Below are 15,257 nucleotides of genomic sequence, written 5' to 3'. Positions count from 1 at the left end.
TTTGATAGAGGTACCGTCAAGAACCACTCAAGTTAAACTTGAGTTTCGCAAAAGACTTACATGAAATTCGCCCTATTGAATATTATATCAAAGATATAAATATCCAATAGAAATGGCGAACTCATATCAGCTCATGCGAAAGTTTGACGGTTTTCTATCATGAGAGACATCGTTAAAGCGAGGATTTCCCCAACTCTATTTGTCGCTATAAATATCTAATAACGAAGATAAGTATAATTTATTTATCAACCAACATGTTGGTTGATTTAATTGAAAAATTATGGATAAAAAAGTAATCTCTGAAATAGATTACCTCTTAATAAAAGAAGTTAAAGCACTAAGAATAAAAAAGGGTATTTCAAAAGCACAGCTTAGTTCAAAACTAAAATTAGCTAGCAGTTTTATTGGTAAAGTTGAGGACCTAAGCCAAAGAGATAAATATAGCATTAGGCACCTTCCTCTCTTAGTGAAAGCTTTGGATCTAAAATCAATAGGCCAACTTTTTCCGAAGATACCTGTCAATAATATCATTGAAATAACATATGAAAAAGTGGCAAAACTAAATAAAGATGGTAGTGAGAGCAAGCAGTTCGAGGAAAAGATAATTCAAATAATACCTATATCTAAAAATTATGAATAATTATGATTTTCGTAAATGAAGATTAAACATTATTGAAAGCAAATAACTTGCAATTTGAGCAATAAATTGTGTTTTTAAATTCTACAGTATTAAATACAACCATATGAATAAACCTTTAAAAGGCTCTACAACACTCAACTATATCAATTCTCTTTCTTAAAAGTTCCAAATTTGCATTACTAATTCTGTTATAATTCGATCTCTATGAGCAAGTAATCCTAATATGTCATCAAAATTTTGGTAATCTTGCATTTCAGGTAGATACCCGTTAATCAAAAGAAAGCGAGATTTATCAGGAATGCTTAATGAATTATAAGCATCTAGATCATACCGTCGAATCAAAACAAAATTAGCTACAGCATACTCATAAGAGTAAAATAATGAATCCTGTAATACTTTTGGAATCTCCTCAGCAGTAAATATGGGTATAAGTACGTACGAAGTTTGCTTTTTGCTCCGCATTAAACTTTGAAAGTCAAGTTCGCTGTCTCTAATATGATAGAGCATTCTAGCAAAAAAATAATGATAAAACCCCCAATTATTCATTTGTTGCATATGAAAAAATGGAGTATCACCCCAGCCTTCGTTGAGTCGATTCTTTAAAGTATATTGAAGATCTTCTACCTCCAAGTTCCTAATGTCTTTCACCAAATCGTATATATAGTTTCGGATAGAGCTTTGGGTTATCGATTTACCTTGAAAAGTTCGGCCGACGGCATAATTATCAATAAACTTATCCACGATATAAATCTTTCTTGCAACCGCATCTTCATCATCTACCTTGGATATGGGGGATAAATATAAGGGATATGATAGTGAGTCAGCGATGGTGTAAAAACTCGTGACATAGAGGTTTTCAAATCGCTCCTGAACTTTGCCTTTACGCTTAAATAATTCGACGTATACTGAAGAATAAAAGTCAAAATCAGACTTAATAAAATAGTAAAAGTCATCAGAACGCTTCAAAAACATTTTTGATGAGTTATTCTTAACCCAAGAATTAAATTGAGTTCCAATTTGCTCAAAATCCAAGTTTTCCGACCCCTTAGCTGTCGATCTTTTAGTTTCAGCATATTTAGATCGCAACCAATTTCGGAAAAAATCCAAATCACTATCTACTCCGATTTGTGTCTTAATTTCAAAAATACGGTCCCGCCAGAAAACATTCATTTCCTCTCCTTTCTCGTCATCATCAATCATTGACAACAGATAACCCTTCAAAATTTCTGTAGGGTTCAGGCTCAAGCCTCTGTCATTCATAGTTTCGAAAATTGTGTAAGCACTTTCCATACTGAATGCCTTTATTTCCACAAGAATAACGCTATGTAATAACCACTCTATAAATATCGGTAGTCGATCTTCATTCATCAAATGCTCAGGAAAAAGCTTTGTAATATCCTCGTATCGACCTATAATGTTCAATATGGATTCATCTCGATCGTGCATATTCTTTTGCGCTTCACCATTTTCTATATCATCGATATCTCTGAAGATGTCATTAGGATTATTAATTAAATGCTCAATAGCTCGTTTTCGAGAATCTACATTTAGTATCAATGTATCTTTTCCACCTCTTTTTACATAGAGGTGCTCCCTGAGATCGATACTAAGCGTTTGATCTAGTAGATTATTTTGAGCATGATGTAAGAAAATTAGCAGCAAGGTAAAAGATGTAAGCCGTTGCTGACCATCAACTACTGACAACTCTTTTCCGTCGTCACATAAAACAATAGGGCCCATATAATAGCTATCATAATTATTGTATGTGCTTATTGTGTCCCCGTATGTATAATTTTTATCGAACGAGGTAGCAAGATCACTAATAAGGGCTTCAATATGTTTACGCTGCCAACGATATTCTCTTTGGAATGCATCTATTCTGAAACGACTACGGCTTAAGATATCTGCTAATGCACGGTCTTTTGCTTCTAAAAATTTCATATTAATTCTTTGATTAACGTCTTTTGAATGTGGAATGCATGCTGGTAAATCCCTAAATTAGCAGCAATAGGATCAAGTTCTCCATGAAAAAGTTTACATCTTAATTCATAAAGCATTTGAATTATCACTTTAGCAATTAGTTCATAGTCTTTCACAAAATATAAATTTCTGGTTTCATCAATAATCATACTCCCAGCCGCAGCATCATAAAGGGTTAGACTGGGGGTTCCGCTAAAAGTGGCCACTGGTTTTCATCCATCGTGGCCATCTTTTTCGGCCTATATTGGTCACTAGATTACGCTTGAAAGTGGCCACTCGGCTCATTTTAAGCGGTTTTAAGCTTCTGAAAAGCAGGATTGGATTCATTGGTTGTTTCGTCTAGAGAAACCGAAGTGGAGATGTTCTAACGGCCTTAAAATCAAAAATTATATTTCTTATTCTGATGTGTTTTTAAAATTGGGCTGATTTGCTATAAATCATGTCCAGGAAGGCCGTTTTTCTTGCAAAACCATCTTCCGTGGAGGATTGACAGATCAAATACAGGAAAGATAGATTGGAAAATGAAGGGGAGGAATCTGGGAAGATTGGATATATTTGGCTCAGTCTTTACGATTCCATCAAGACCGGATGGTAAAAAGCGTGGTGCACATTTTGGAATGAAAACTGGTGCACACTTTTAGCGAAATCCCCAATATCATCCTTGTTCCGGAAGAAATTCAATCTGAGATCCATCTTATTGTGGAAATGTTTAGACAGCTCAGGAAGATCAGGTAAAGTGTCCTGGTCCATAAAATCCCTGGCGAGTAGCATTTCCTCCCTAGCGAGCGTGAGGTGCTCTATCGCTCGGCTGATATCTGCAGACTTAGTCACCAAAAATGGCGTAATCCTTTTATTTTTTTGATTCTGGATCTGAATGCCCATCAAAATAAACTTTCCCTGATCAACCTCCACGTTTAAAAAACAGTAGGCAAATTTCATTTTGTAGGGAAGTGTATTGATATTCCTTTCTTCTTTCTTCAGACCATCGGTACCAAACCTGATTAAATCTTTATCAAATATGAACATCATCTGCAGGATATCTGCGATAATGGATTTACCCACACCGTTTGAACCAATAAAGTCTGTTCTCTTGTGATGAAAAAGGTAATCATGGATATAATGCTTAATGACACCAACCGTAGAGAGCGAATAAATGCTGGGGTAATTCATGGCTGTTCTCTCCTGCTTTTTATCATTTCTGAGAATGCGTCAAAATCTTCAAGCTCTGCACTATATAATTTTGCAAGCCGGTGTATGGCAGGATGGATCTCAAATAAAAGCTCATCCTGTTGCAAAGAGTGTTTTGAAACCCAACCCAGTTTATCAAAGCTCACAATTGCTGATCTAAATTTATTCTCGGCACTGGACCATTCCTTCTCATCATAATCTCCCCTTATATCCCCAAAGAGGATCCGCTTATAAGCCTCCTGATGGTCACTTTCCATTATCTGATCTTTGATTTCCGACCAGCTGATCATTTTCCTTTCTTCAAAATAACGGGTATAATAAAGATCGAGCAAAATAAGTCCTATGATTGTCTGTGTTTCACTTAATTCCCTGTACCTGCTCTGGTCACTTAAACCACCCTTTCCATTTTCAAAAAAATCAAGATAATAATAGGCACTGCCATCAAAAACATCCGCAACAAGATTGATCTTGTATAACTTCTCGTAAAAAAGTTTCCACTCCTGCTCGAATTTCTGTATTACCGAAAATATAGTATAATCGGATTGGTCTATATGTCTGCCCTGTAACAGGGTGATATTAAGATTGGCGAAAATTTTTTCGACCTCCTTCTCCATTAAAAATGAGTAATCTAGGCCTTTGAAATTCTGGTCTTCCATAATGAAAAATGTTGATTGGACAGCGTAATTAATTTTTGGCTGACTTTTACTTCTATCTGAATATCAGCAGATGCAAAAGAAATGATATTGGCGGCAACCTGATAGGCAAGCGAGATATCACCTTCGGCCAAAGAAACAGTTTCCATAAGTTCGCTTATCTCGATAGTTGTCCCCCGCTTTATATCACGTTTTATTTTTTCTGACCAATCGTATATAACCTGCTGGCGTCTGATTTCTTTTTCAATCCTTTCCCGCTCCGCTTTATGATAGTCGTTGTCATCTTCCTGCCTGAGCAATATATTTTGATATTTAAGCCCAAATTCATAGTACTTGGGATAAAGTATCATTGTCTTCTCATGTACAAGTTTTTTTAAGGGAAAATTTCCTTTTAAACCAATTTTGTCATCTGCAAAATGTGCACAATCAAGTGCGAGATGGAAAAATTTTTTGAGCAGCATCCTAAGATGGGCTCTTGCGGAAAACTGTTCCTGAAGCTCGGTAAGCTTGGAGCTGGCGTTCCTAATCTGACGCCTGATCAGATCTATCTTCTGATCTATGGTATTAAAAAATGTCGTGATGTCCAGATAAATCTCTCTCGCCCGTTCCCAGTCTGCCCGCGTTTTCAACTTTTCGGTCTCTTCTGATATACTTTGATCAACCGCAGCCCCATAAAAATCATCAACAATAAACTGCAGGTCTCTAAGAAATTTATCCTTCGATAAAATTGCATTTGTGATATCCAGCGCACGATCTCCAAATTTGCTGAAGATCTTAGTAAAGTTCCTGACCATATTCGCCGCGTCATTTAGTTCCTCGTTCCTTAGGATTTCGTTTAGCTGCTCATACGCCGCCTTCAACTCTTCTTCCAATGACTCCAAGTGATCGGAGACAACGCTTTTCGGCCCCTGAATAAATATTCGGCCAAATTTTCGATCTAATTCGAGTACATTTTTAATTTCTCCATGTGTAATATTAAACGATTCTTCGAAGCTTTTGCGCAATGAGTGCTCCCTGTAGGGATTATTGAGTTTATTTAGCATCAGCTCAACTACATTTTTTGCATAGTCAGTAAGATAATATTTCCATGGTTCATCAGGGTGGTTCCTGATATAATAATGAAATAAAGATCCCTTGATCTTGCTCCATTGTCTAACAGAACCCTCTCCATAACTGTGTGCTATCTGTTGTAGAATTTCTGTAATCTCCTTATTAGTGAAGTATTGTTCAATTTCTTCATTCTTGATCTTTTCGTACAGCGATAAAATAAGATAACCGCCATCAAACTTTGACGGCAACAGTAAATCATACTTCAGAAATATAGAGTCCTCCCTCATTTTATGATAGCGTTTTTAACTTAACATGGTGTTTGGGAAATACCAATTTTTTTGGCTACCGATGCGGTTAAAAGAACATTACCATGCCAGAGGATAAAACAAATAGCAAGATGCAAACTTAATCGAGACATAATTTAGATTTCAACAAGCAAATTAGTGATTTTATTTTAATTGTGAAACACTCGTAATGGATACTAATTAAGAAAAGAGAAGGCCGCTTTGCCAATCTAATTGTTTCCTAGTTTGACTTATAGGCAGGCCAAAGTTCTTGGCCCATTTGATAATTTATAAAGGATTTCGATCCCTGCCTGCCTATGCTTATCTTGCACTGTAATGATCCCACCCCACGCACACTTACCCATCAACCTGTTAACCGCCAGCTTTAACAACACGGCAGCCACCTATAAATTCTACTGGTTTCTTTCCATCCTGGAGGAAGTAGAAAACGGCCAGCATTATATCCCCAAGCAAAAACTGTTCACCGGAATGGTTGCCGCCAGCTGGTACACGATCAATTATTTCCATGTCAGTTTCGGAAAGCAGGACCAGCTGCATGAAAAAGTGAAAGAGATCGCAGTTGTTGAAAGTATCAGCATCGACGAGGACCGAAACACCATCAAGAAAAAATTAAACAACAGTAGCCGACTAATAACCCAAAAGCTATTGTGGCACTTTGACAAACAGGTACCCCATCGCTTCCTAAGTCCCTGGTTCCCTTCAATTGCCGAAAACAAAAGCGAAGTACACAAGGCCTCTGGGCAATTTGAAAATAACTGCCTATATGCACTGGACCAGACACACCTCACCATCAATCCGGTCTGGACAGATTACCTCAGCAAAAACGCAGGCATACTAAAAAGCTTTTGCTACTGGAAACTGAGCCTTTACCTTCAAAAGCACAATCCCAATGTACCGGACATTCCCAATAAGTTAATAAAGCCCGCTAGGAGAAACAGCCTCACCAAACAGCGGAAAGTCTGGGATACCGTAATTGAAGAACTAGGTGGCGTAGACTGCATTTACACCAATACCCGTCTTTATAAAAATGCATTCGCGATAGAACATTTCATTCCCTATGCATTCGTATCACACGACCTGTTATGGAACCTGATACCGGCCAATTCATCTTTTAATAGTTCAAAATCCGATAAGCTGCCAAGAATGGAAATATATTTTGACACTTTTTATAGCCTGCAAAAAAGCGCCATTGAAATTATCAAATATAAGTTACCCAGAGAAAAACTGCTCGAAGACTACCTCTCCATATTTCCCGATCTGGAAAACATTAGCGAATTAACAGAAGAAAACAAATTAAAATTCAAAAGCACCATCACGCCGTTAATTACTATTGCCGAAAATAACGGCTTTGAATACATGCTCTAAACGGGAATAGCAGGACACTAAGGATAACTCCCCGTTTGTTTTTCAGGATAAGAGCTCAAATCAACGTCTGCCCCCCTTATTATCAATTGGACTTGCATCTGGTTTAATATCATTTGGTAGTTGGAAGCATAAGGGGATAATCTGCACAAAAAAACTTTCGGCACAACTAATCCACTGTAATCAAGTTTACCTGCTGTATCCCTTCCATAAAGCTTAGCTTTTATGCTATGTGTTGCAAGTATCAAAATACACTTCATACTTGAATTAGATAACACAAAAACAAACCTTCAACTTCCGCAAAATGGTTGGGTTCATCAATCCCTATCACCGAACATGCACTTAAAGCCACGCCTCTATGCGCTTCATCGACTGATATTAATTATCTTATAAAAAACCACCCCATAACATAATCGAATAGGCAACCAAAATATAAAACCTGCCGTAATGATTAAAAATTACTTTAAAAACCTAATCATTTATCCAATGTCCTATTCCTTTAAAAACTTAAATGTGGCCATGATTGGCCTTGCATTATTTCTTGGTTCCTGTTCAAAAAGCGGGCTAAGCCCGGATCCTGAGGCTCCGGTGAACACAAAGACTGCTTTGAAAATCTCTGCAGGTGCGGGCTTCGGCAATATCCTCACCGATCAGAGAGGCTTTGCGCTTTACTTTTTCGCTCCAGATGCAAACGGAACTGCTACCTGCACAGGAAGCTGTGAAACGGTTTGGCCGGTATTCTATGCCGAAGACGCTACCCTTCCCTCCAATCTTAACATCGCAGACATCACAACCATTACCAGATCGGACGGAAAAAAACAAACTGCCTTCAAGGGCTGGCCCCTATACTACTATGCTGGCGATACAAAAAGCGGGGAAGTAAAGGGTGACGGCATAGGTGGAAATTGGTCTGTTGGAAAACCTGATTACTCTATCATGCTGGCTAAAACGCAACTGGTTGGTGCAAACGGAAGAAATTATACCGCTGACAGCAAAGAAGGCAACGGAATCAGCGAATACCTTACTGATGCTGCCGGTAGAACTTTGTATGCATTTACCCCCGATACTTATAATGTCAACACCTACACCAGAGCTGATCTGTCAAACAATGCCACCTGGCCGATATTTGAATCCGAGATTCTTAATCTTCCCTCCATGATCAGCAAAGACCTGGTTATGCAAATTACTGCTGTCGGCAAAAAACAGCTCACCTTCAAAGGACATCCCCTATACTATTTTGGTCCTGATGCAAAAAGGGGGGAAACAAAAGGTGTAAGCGTTCCTGCTCCCGGAGTGTGGCCTGTATTAAACTTAAGCTCACCTCTAAACCCTTAACAATATGCGAAAGTTGATCATCATAGCAGTGGTTTCCATGTTTTATTTGATCATGGCAAGTTGCTCAAAACGTCAGGCCGAAGAAATTCAGCCCGATATACCTGTTCCGGGACCGCCAGTAAGCACAGTTTCATATGCAACTTTTGTGGCACCTCTTTTACAAAGCAGATGCGCAGGGTGTCATGGTGCAGGCAGGTCTGCTGCAGGCATATGGACCTTTAACGGCCATGCCTCTGTTGTATCCAGCGCAGCCCGGATTCGTTCCTCGGTGCTTGTCAATAAAACGATGCCAAGAGGCGGTACGTTATCTGCCGCTGAACTCACCTCCCTTCAAACCTGGTTCGACAACGGACTACCAAACAATTAACGATGAGAAAACTGATTTTTTTAATCATCCTCAGCCTGACCGTCCATATCGGCTTTGCACAGGACATATGGATAAGCAAAAATGCTACGGTGAACTTCTTCAGCAGTACTGTCGTGGAAGACATCGAAGCCAAAAGTAATACGGGGGCTTCTGTAATAAATGCTAAAAATAGCGAGATGATCTTTAAGGTCAGCAACACCTCTTTCCGGTTTCCGAAAAAGCTGATGGAAGAACACTTCAATGAAAATTATATGGAATCTGATAAATTTCCCTACTCAGAATTCAAAGGAAAAATTTCAGGGGCTTTTAATACCGAAAAAGACGGAAATTATCAGGTGACCGTGTCGGGAAATTTAAGTATCCATGGTATAACAAAGGCCTATTCGGTCCCTGCTACGATTTCGGTAGCCAAAGGAACACTTTCGGCAAAGACAGCTTTTAAAATCAGGATAGCAGACCATGGTATCAAAGTCCCTTCTTTAGTATTTAAAAACATCGCCGAAACCATTGATGTAAAAATCCAGGCAAGCTATCTCCCAAAACAATAAAAATGAAAAAAACAAATACCAAACAATTTCAGCACCGTTTTATTGCGATGCTTCTATCAAGTCTGCTGGGCTTACCTTTTATGACCAGGGCGCAGGATGACCTGGAGAAAGAACTTGGCGGAATGTCCTCAAAGGGTGAAAAGGTGATGGCGACTTTCAAATCCGGAAAACTGATCAATCTGCACACCAACGAAACGATCCATAAAAACGAACTTGATTTCAAAGTGGATCACCGTTTCGGCGACATTGCGGGAAGTAACGGAGGAATCAGCCAGTTTTTCGGGCTGGATAATTCAACGGATATCAGAATAGGCTTTGACTATGGAATCACTGACCGGTTAACAGTAGGGTTAGCCAGGGCAAAAGGGGCAACAGCCGTGCAGCAGTTAATTGAACTTAGCCTGAAACTGAGACTGGTAGAACAAACTATTGATGACCAGGTGCCGGTATCGATCACCGGTTTTTTAAGCCATACCACAGCAGCAGTCAAAGCTAACCGGGAAGATCCGACCGCAGCTACTTCGTACCAGAAGTTCACCGATCGGATGAGTTATGTCAGCCAGTTGATCATTGCAAGGAAGTTCAGTCCCGGATTTTCACTGGTTCTCATACCAACCTATATCCACAGAAACTATACCCAGTTCAATGACCAAAACGAACTGTTTGCTCTGGGAGGCGGTGGCAGGCTGAAATTAAATAAAAGGATTTCTTTTGTTGTAGACTACACTGTTCCTTTCAGAAATTCACAGCAGAAGTCATATCTGGAAGACATCAATCTTAAAAAATTTTACAACACCCTGGGCGTAGGTCTTGAAATGGAAACCGGGGGACATGTATTTCATCTGAACTTTACGAACGCAACCGCGATTCAGGAGATGCAGTTTATCCCCGAGACCACGACAAGCTGGACCAAAGGTCAATATCGCTGGGGGTTTAGCATCAGCAGAAGATTTTCCTTCAATAAACATAAAAAATAATATAAGAAAGAAGTGGGAAGTACCTGAGCCGGTGCTTCCTATTGTAACCAGATTAAAAGGATAAACCCTTTTCCATGAAAAAAAACGAACCGGATAATTGATCCGAAAAAAAAATAAAAAATTTAATGAGGCAGGCAACCTTTTCGATATCCTTCACGTATCATTGCCGAAAGGAGAATTAAGTGACAACCAATCCCGGCAGTGAAAAACAGCTGAAAGATCATATAAGAGGGTGCGTTAGAAATGACAGGCAGAGCCAGCAGGCACTGTACAAACATTTCTATAGCTTTGCTATGGGCATATGTCTGCGTTATGCCAATAACCGGCTGGACGCGTCAGGAATACTGAATGAGAGTTTTTTTAAGGTTTTCAGAAATATTGCGAAATATGACTCGGAAAAAGACTTTCAGCCCTGGCTTGGAAAAATTGTGACCAATACGGCCATTGATTTTTACCGGGCGAATTTAAAGTTTGCCCATCACCTGGATGTCGATACCATGGATCACCCTCCTCCCCCTGTCACAGATTATGATAACCTGGCCTACGCCGATTTACTGAAGTTGATCCAGAACTTAAGCCCGGCATACCGCACGGTTTTCAACATGTTTGCAATTGACGGCTACAGCCATGAGGAAATTGCAGATATTTTAAAAATATCCACGGGAACATCAAAATCAAATCTTTTCAAGGCAAGACAAAAATTACAAGGAATGCTTTTAAAACATGATCAGTTGAGTTACAAAATTCAATCTTACAGTGAAGAAAAGAATAATATAGAGTTGAAGTTAGATACGAATAGGTAATGAAAGAGCAGCAAAATATTGATAAATTATTCAAAGAGGGTTTAGAAAACCCGGATCTGGAATACAATGAACTGGACTGGCTTGCCATGGAAAAAAAACTGGATGATAAGCCTCGACGCATCGTTCCTTTCTTTTGGCTGGCGGGTGTCGGTGCAGTTGCAGCAATGCTGTTGATTTGTTTATTTATCTGGAAACCTGAAGAAAATTCAGGACATCCATTTCTGGCAAAGAAAAACAAACCTGAAATTAACAGGACTAATAGCAGCTCGCATGATTCACCCAAAGCCAAAGTATTGGAAACCGAAAATAGAATAAGGCCTAAAGAAACCTTGAGCCATGCAAGCTCTTTGAGCGAATTAAAGGGCCATATTAAAAAAGGCAATGGATGGTCAGATCCAGGGAAAGATGATGAAAAGCTCCTACCGGATACCGGAAAATTGGCAAGTATAGATCTCGGAAAAATGAATCTCCCGGCAGAGTATGCTTCCGTATTACTCAAGATATCGCCGGTCGATGCAAACCTTCAGGTTTCAGCTGCAAACACTAAAGAAAGATTAATAAAAAACAAGCGTCCGCAATTATCGCTGAGCATCATTGCAGCGCCGGATTTGACCAGCGTGCAGCGGACAGGCCGGAGCAGTCTAAGCGGGGGCATGGGACTGGAAGCTACCCTTGCCATTACCAAGCGGTTGAGCATTACAACAGGGGCTACCTACGCCAAAAAAATCTATGATTCAGATTTCAGCCTTTACAATCCCCAGAGCACTTATGTTTTTAAAAACGAGCCTAATAATGTACACGCGAACTGTGATGTCCTGGATATACCGCTGAATGTAAATTATAAATTGATGGAGAATGGCAGAAATACCATGATCCTTACAACCGGACTGTCCAGCTATCTGATGCTTAAAGAGAAGTATAACTATTCTTACCAGAACCCGTATGCTGGGGGACCATCAAGCTATGAGGTGAGCAATCAGAACCAGCATTTTTTAGGTGTTGCCAATATTGCTGCCACGTTTCAAAGGAAAATCAACGGACGTTTGAAGATTGCGATCTCCCCTTTCGTTAAAATTCCGTTGACCAATATTGGTTACGGAAACTCGAAATTATCCTCAACCGGCGTGGCCGTCTCAATAAACATGCCCGATATTTTAAATAAGAAATAAAAGCAACAATAACTTATCCAGTGTTCAGTTCCCTGTTGAAACAGAGCGGCTAAATGCATGGTTTAACTATTATCAACAATAGCTATTTCTACACCACATTCCGACTGGGGAATATCTCAATGCTCTTTTATAAATCCGAATATTGTACAATCTTAGGCAAGTATCAACTTTATGTTATGTAGTTGTATATTTCGGTGAAAGTGACCCCTCGGTTTAACAAATGCATCTGCAGAACACAATGCTAAAGTCAGGGCATTCGAATCAAAATTGAAAGGATTGCAGATATCATTTACTCATTCTTAGTTTTAAGAAAAAGCAATTTGAAATGGGTATTTCCCATTACTTTTAATCATTTCTAATAATCCGACAGCATTAAAATACAATCTTCTATCATAATCTTTTTCAATTTCTTTCATGGGTTTACATCCAAATAAACTCATAAATTTCTCTGTATGTAGATAATATTGCTCCAGATAATTCTCTACGGATTTGAGATCTTCCAAAAAACCTTCAGGAATAAATCCAAACTGTGAATAACTACAGTATTGGAAAAGTTGCTCATCATGGAGTCCGACACAGTACCTCATGTTAAACAAAGTCGTAACAACATCTACAGATTCGATATTTTGATAACCAAATGTAAACTGTGGGTCGTAAAGTGAATTACCTGATTTCTCCTCCAGACATCGAGGATCCATGAGGTATTCCAATACTCTAATCGGCTGTTTATCAAAAACTTTCAACTTTCACATTTCTTTTTTACAAACATAACTTATTTCAGTTTTTAAAATTTTATTTATTAAAGTGACTTTCTACTTATTTCGATTTTTATTTTATTACCCGGTTGCAAAAACGAAAACATTTTCAGCTCAAAAAGATCTGAATTGGTCAGTGCACCTGAAAAGCCTAAACTTGAATTTTGGAACAGTCCGCAGATTCGATAAAGATAACTGATGCTAAAATTATTCAGTGTTTTTGTAGAAAAGCAGTGGTCACTATAGATTGTTTATTCTCCGATTTTAAAAATAGTCCTTTTTCATCATTCAAAGATAAGATTGTTGCAAGCAATATTTTTTGGACGATGATGAAGGTGAAACCATGGGAAGTAGCAATTCACTCTTAGTAAGCTTTAAAAGACAGTTTCACTATCGCGAAACCCTTCTATTCATGACAATACAAATATTTACCAGGAAAGTTAGCGTGGATAAATCAATAGAATACGCCGCTATTCAACCGCAGGCTTGCAAACCGGTACATTATCCAAAAATCACTGAATTTTCAATATCAACTGACTACAACTGATTACCGACTTTGTCCTGTATCACTAACTGCCCTGGTACCATCATACCGTACGTCTTATTCAAGGCAACTACCCCAAAAACCTAAAAAGCTCAAGCAATTAAGATTTCAACTGAAAAAAGGGACACTTTCCATCCCTTTATGCTGCTAAAAACTTAACTACCCATTCATTTCACTTCACAACAAAACTTAAAAAATCAAGCGCATAGCGCGCTAAGATGATCAGTAAGTGATAATTACGTATTCCTATTCAGAATAAAAAATATTAAATTGCACTAATCAACCTATTTTTTATGAAAAAAACCTACAATTGCGTCATCATTGACGACGACCGGTCAGCCATAAACATCCTGACTCACCACATCGAAGAATTCCCAAACCTGCAAGTACACAAAACCTTTACCAAACCCCTTCACGCCCTGAGCGAACTCAGCCAGACCCAGGACATCGACCTGATCTTTCTCGACATTGACATGCCAGGGCTCTCCGGCATACAACTTGCCGAAAACCTCCAGACACAATCTCCCAACATCATTTTCACCACCGCACATGACGGATACGCCCTTAAAGCATTCGACGTACGGGCACGGGACTTTCTGCTCAAGCCCATCGAACTGGAAACATTCGCCAAAGTGGTCAACAGGGTACTAAAAGAATGTTTTGTAGAGAAAATCAGAAAATTCAGTTATGAAGACCTGGCATTTTTCAGGCCGGGGGAGCGCGGAAGAATTGATAAAATAGATTTATCCAGTATTACCCACATCAGGGCAGCGGGTAACTACGTAGACGTTTTCACCGAAAGCGAGCGGCATAACAGCTACATGACCATCAGCGAACTGACCGACATGCTCTGCGTACATGATCAGTTTTTCAGGGTTCATAAATCCTATCTGATAAACGGTTCCTACGTAACGCGTATTGTAGGGAACGTCGTTTATCTCGGGAAACATCCCATTCCGATGAGCAAACCCTATGACAGCAGATTCCGGGATTTAATTGCCCAAAAAATCTGGGTCTCCAGGAGAATTTAGCTCTTCTTTGGGGATGGCTGAGCGCCAAAGTTTACCCCGGTACCGGTAACAATAATGGTGATACTGGTTTCGGTTGGGTCAGTACTGATCCCCTTTTTCTGGTCTCTGGAGCGGAAAACAAATACTGTTTTCTTGCTCAATCTGTGGTGGTTGTTGTGTTTCATGAAGGAAACTTAGCCCCCTAAAAAACCATTCAAGAACTTATTACGCAAGGCTTATGCTGACTTACGCAGGAACAATATCCAACTTAAAGAATAATCTCAAAAATGTCGCTTTGCATGCCGGATGCTGGAGCATCTATATTATCTATGAATCCCTCTCCATCGCATTTGCGACAGGCACATTTAGTAAAATCATCTTTTACCTTCTGCACTACGCGGTGAACATTCTGCTCTTCTATGCACACGCCAGGATCGTCCTTCCTGCAGCCCTAAGGCACAGAAAACACCTGCTATGGAAACTGCCCTTGTTTATCGCCCTTGAAATCGCGGTATTTATCGGCTTTAAATACTGTTCAGACCTGGCCATCTCCTATATCCTCCCCGAAGTG

At 39.3% G+C, this 15,257-nt stretch carries 17 protein-coding genes; 10 read left to right on the top strand and 7 right to left on the bottom strand.

Going from position 1 to position 15,257, the window contains the following annotated elements; all coding sequences use genetic code 11:
• Positions 1–280 precede the first annotated feature (280 nt).
• On the top strand, positions 281–640 hold the full coding sequence (locus OQZ33_RS21490; protein WP_265801508.1) for an XRE family transcriptional regulator: 360 nt from the start codon (positions 281–283) through the stop codon (positions 638–640).
• A 156-nt stretch (positions 641–796) separates the two neighbouring features.
• On the opposite strand, the gene OQZ33_RS21485 is transcribed toward OQZ33_RS21490, so the two are convergent.
• The 5 genes from OQZ33_RS21485 to OQZ33_RS21465 all read right to left on the bottom strand — a co-directional run bounded on the left by OQZ33_RS21485 (position 797) and on the right by OQZ33_RS21465 (position 5,798).
• Positions 797–2,581, bottom strand: a complete 1,785-nt coding sequence (locus tag OQZ33_RS21485) for a DUF262 domain-containing protein (RefSeq protein WP_265801507.1) — start codon at positions 2,579–2,581, stop codon at positions 797–799.
• The gene (locus tag OQZ33_RS21480; RefSeq protein WP_265801506.1) at positions 2,578–2,826 is read right to left on the bottom strand and encodes a hypothetical protein; all 249 of its coding nucleotides are present in this window, start codon (positions 2,824–2,826) and stop codon (positions 2,578–2,580) included. Before OQZ33_RS21480 ends, OQZ33_RS21485 begins: the two co-directional genes overlap by 4 nt.
• A gap of 361 nt (positions 2,827–3,187) precedes the next feature.
• Positions 3,188–3,790, bottom strand: a complete 603-nt coding sequence (locus OQZ33_RS21475) for a hypothetical protein (protein ID WP_265801505.1) — start codon at positions 3,788–3,790, stop codon at positions 3,188–3,190.
• Positions 3,787–4,464 carry a chromosome partition protein MukE gene (locus OQZ33_RS21470; RefSeq protein WP_265801504.1) on the bottom strand — a complete coding sequence of 226 codons (678 nt, stop codon included), beginning with the start codon at positions 4,462–4,464 and terminating at the stop codon, positions 3,787–3,789. Before OQZ33_RS21470 ends, OQZ33_RS21475 begins: the two co-directional genes overlap by 4 nt.
• Positions 4,437–5,798 carry a hypothetical protein gene (locus OQZ33_RS21465; RefSeq protein WP_265801503.1) on the bottom strand — a complete coding sequence of 454 codons (1,362 nt, stop codon included), beginning with the start codon at positions 5,796–5,798 and terminating at the stop codon, positions 4,437–4,439. The genes OQZ33_RS21470 and OQZ33_RS21465 overlap by 28 nt, the downstream gene beginning before the upstream one ends.
• 333 nt (positions 5,799–6,131) lie before the next feature.
• Between OQZ33_RS21465 and OQZ33_RS21460 the strand changes: the two genes are divergently transcribed.
• The 7 genes from OQZ33_RS21460 to OQZ33_RS21430 all read left to right on the top strand — a co-directional run bounded on the left by OQZ33_RS21460 (position 6,132) and on the right by OQZ33_RS21430 (position 12,377).
• Positions 6,132–7,181: an HNH endonuclease domain-containing protein gene (locus OQZ33_RS21460; RefSeq protein WP_265801501.1), complete on the top strand. Its 1,050-nt coding sequence runs from the start codon at positions 6,132–6,134 to the stop codon at positions 7,179–7,181.
• Positions 7,182–7,625: 444 nt separating this feature from the next.
• Positions 7,626–8,513, top strand: a complete 888-nt coding sequence (locus OQZ33_RS21455) for a hypothetical protein (RefSeq protein ID WP_265801500.1) — start codon at positions 7,626–7,628, stop codon at positions 8,511–8,513.
• 52 nt (positions 8,514–8,565) lie between these two features.
• A complete protein-coding gene (locus tag OQZ33_RS21450) occupies positions 8,566–8,880 on the top strand; it encodes a hypothetical protein (RefSeq protein WP_265801499.1) in 315 nt (104 codons plus the stop codon).
• 2 nt (positions 8,881–8,882) lie between these two features.
• Positions 8,883–9,428 carry a YceI family protein gene (locus OQZ33_RS21445; protein ID WP_265801498.1) on the top strand — a complete coding sequence of 182 codons (546 nt, stop codon included), beginning with the start codon at positions 8,883–8,885 and terminating at the stop codon, positions 9,426–9,428.
• Positions 9,429–9,430: 2 nt separating this feature from the next.
• Entirely contained in the window at positions 9,431–10,405 is a 975-nt protein-coding gene (locus OQZ33_RS21440; RefSeq protein WP_265801496.1) for a DUF5777 family beta-barrel protein, read from the top strand.
• A gap of 182 nt (positions 10,406–10,587) precedes the next feature.
• Positions 10,588–11,208, top strand: a complete 621-nt coding sequence (locus OQZ33_RS21435) for an RNA polymerase sigma factor (protein ID WP_265801494.1) — start codon at positions 10,588–10,590, stop codon at positions 11,206–11,208.
• Positions 11,208–12,377 carry a hypothetical protein gene (locus OQZ33_RS21430; RefSeq protein WP_265801493.1) on the top strand — a complete coding sequence of 390 codons (1,170 nt, stop codon included), beginning with the start codon at positions 11,208–11,210 and terminating at the stop codon, positions 12,375–12,377. The genes OQZ33_RS21435 and OQZ33_RS21430 overlap by 1 nt, the downstream gene beginning before the upstream one ends.
• Positions 12,378–12,682: 305 nt before the next feature.
• Here OQZ33_RS21430 and OQZ33_RS21425 read toward each other — a convergent pair whose 3' ends face one another.
• Complete coding sequence (locus OQZ33_RS21425; RefSeq protein ID WP_265801492.1) at positions 12,683–13,120, bottom strand: hypothetical protein; 438 nt, start codon at positions 13,118–13,120, stop codon at positions 12,683–12,685.
• Between the two features lie 849 nt (positions 13,121–13,969).
• Here OQZ33_RS21425 and OQZ33_RS21420 point away from each other — a divergent pair.
• Positions 13,970–14,707 (top strand): LytR/AlgR family response regulator transcription factor, encoded by a 738-nt coding sequence (locus OQZ33_RS21420; protein ID WP_265801491.1) that lies wholly within the window; start codon positions 13,970–13,972, stop codon positions 14,705–14,707.
• On the opposite strand, the gene OQZ33_RS21415 is transcribed toward OQZ33_RS21420, so the two are convergent.
• On the bottom strand, positions 14,704–14,871 hold the full coding sequence (locus OQZ33_RS21415) for a hypothetical protein (RefSeq protein WP_265801489.1): 168 nt from the start codon (positions 14,869–14,871) through the stop codon (positions 14,704–14,706). The genes OQZ33_RS21420 and OQZ33_RS21415 overlap by 4 nt on opposite strands.
• A 53-nt stretch (positions 14,872–14,924) precedes the next feature.
• Between OQZ33_RS21415 and OQZ33_RS21410 the strand changes: the two genes are divergently transcribed.
• On the top strand, positions 14,925–15,257 hold a 333-nt coding region (locus OQZ33_RS21410), incomplete at its 3' end, for a hypothetical protein (RefSeq protein ID WP_265801487.1).

The organism is Pedobacter sp. MC2016-05, from assembly GCF_026239735.1.
Taxonomy (GTDB): domain Bacteria; phylum Bacteroidota; class Bacteroidia; order Sphingobacteriales; family Sphingobacteriaceae; genus Pedobacter.
Note: the sequence above shows the minus strand (reverse complement) of the source record. Positions and strands in the feature narration are given on the sequence as shown.

Excerpts from the sequence above, each read along its gene's own strand:
- OQZ33_RS21490 (WP_265801508.1), top strand. The coding sequence starts at position 281 with ATGGATAAAAAAGTAATCTCTGAAATAGATTACCTCTTAATAAAAGAA.
- OQZ33_RS21485 (WP_265801507.1), bottom strand. The coding sequence starts at position 2,581 with ATGAAATTTTTAGAAGCAAAAGACCGTGCATTAGCAGATATCTTAAGC.
- OQZ33_RS21475 (WP_265801505.1), bottom strand. The coding sequence starts at position 3,790 with ATGAATTACCCCAGCATTTATTCGCTCTCTACGGTTGGTGTCATTAAG.
- OQZ33_RS21470 (WP_265801504.1), bottom strand. The coding sequence starts at position 4,464 with ATGGAAGACCAGAATTTCAAAGGCCTAGATTACTCATTTTTAATGGAG.
- OQZ33_RS21465 (WP_265801503.1), bottom strand. The coding sequence starts at position 5,798 with ATGAGGGAGGACTCTATATTTCTGAAGTATGATTTACTGTTGCCGTCA.
- OQZ33_RS21460 (WP_265801501.1), top strand. The coding sequence starts at position 6,132 with ATGATCCCACCCCACGCACACTTACCCATCAACCTGTTAACCGCCAGC.
- OQZ33_RS21455 (WP_265801500.1), top strand. The coding sequence starts at position 7,626 with ATGATTAAAAATTACTTTAAAAACCTAATCATTTATCCAATGTCCTAT.
- OQZ33_RS21450 (WP_265801499.1), top strand. The coding sequence starts at position 8,566 with ATGGCAAGTTGCTCAAAACGTCAGGCCGAAGAAATTCAGCCCGATATA.
- OQZ33_RS21445 (WP_265801498.1), top strand. The coding sequence starts at position 8,883 with ATGAGAAAACTGATTTTTTTAATCATCCTCAGCCTGACCGTCCATATC.
- OQZ33_RS21440 (WP_265801496.1), top strand. The coding sequence starts at position 9,431 with ATGAAAAAAACAAATACCAAACAATTTCAGCACCGTTTTATTGCGATG.
- OQZ33_RS21430 (WP_265801493.1), top strand. The coding sequence starts at position 11,208 with ATGAAAGAGCAGCAAAATATTGATAAATTATTCAAAGAGGGTTTAGAA.
- OQZ33_RS21420 (WP_265801491.1), top strand. The coding sequence starts at position 13,970 with ATGAAAAAAACCTACAATTGCGTCATCATTGACGACGACCGGTCAGCC.
- OQZ33_RS21415 (WP_265801489.1), bottom strand. The coding sequence starts at position 14,871 with ATGAAACACAACAACCACCACAGATTGAGCAAGAAAACAGTATTTGTT.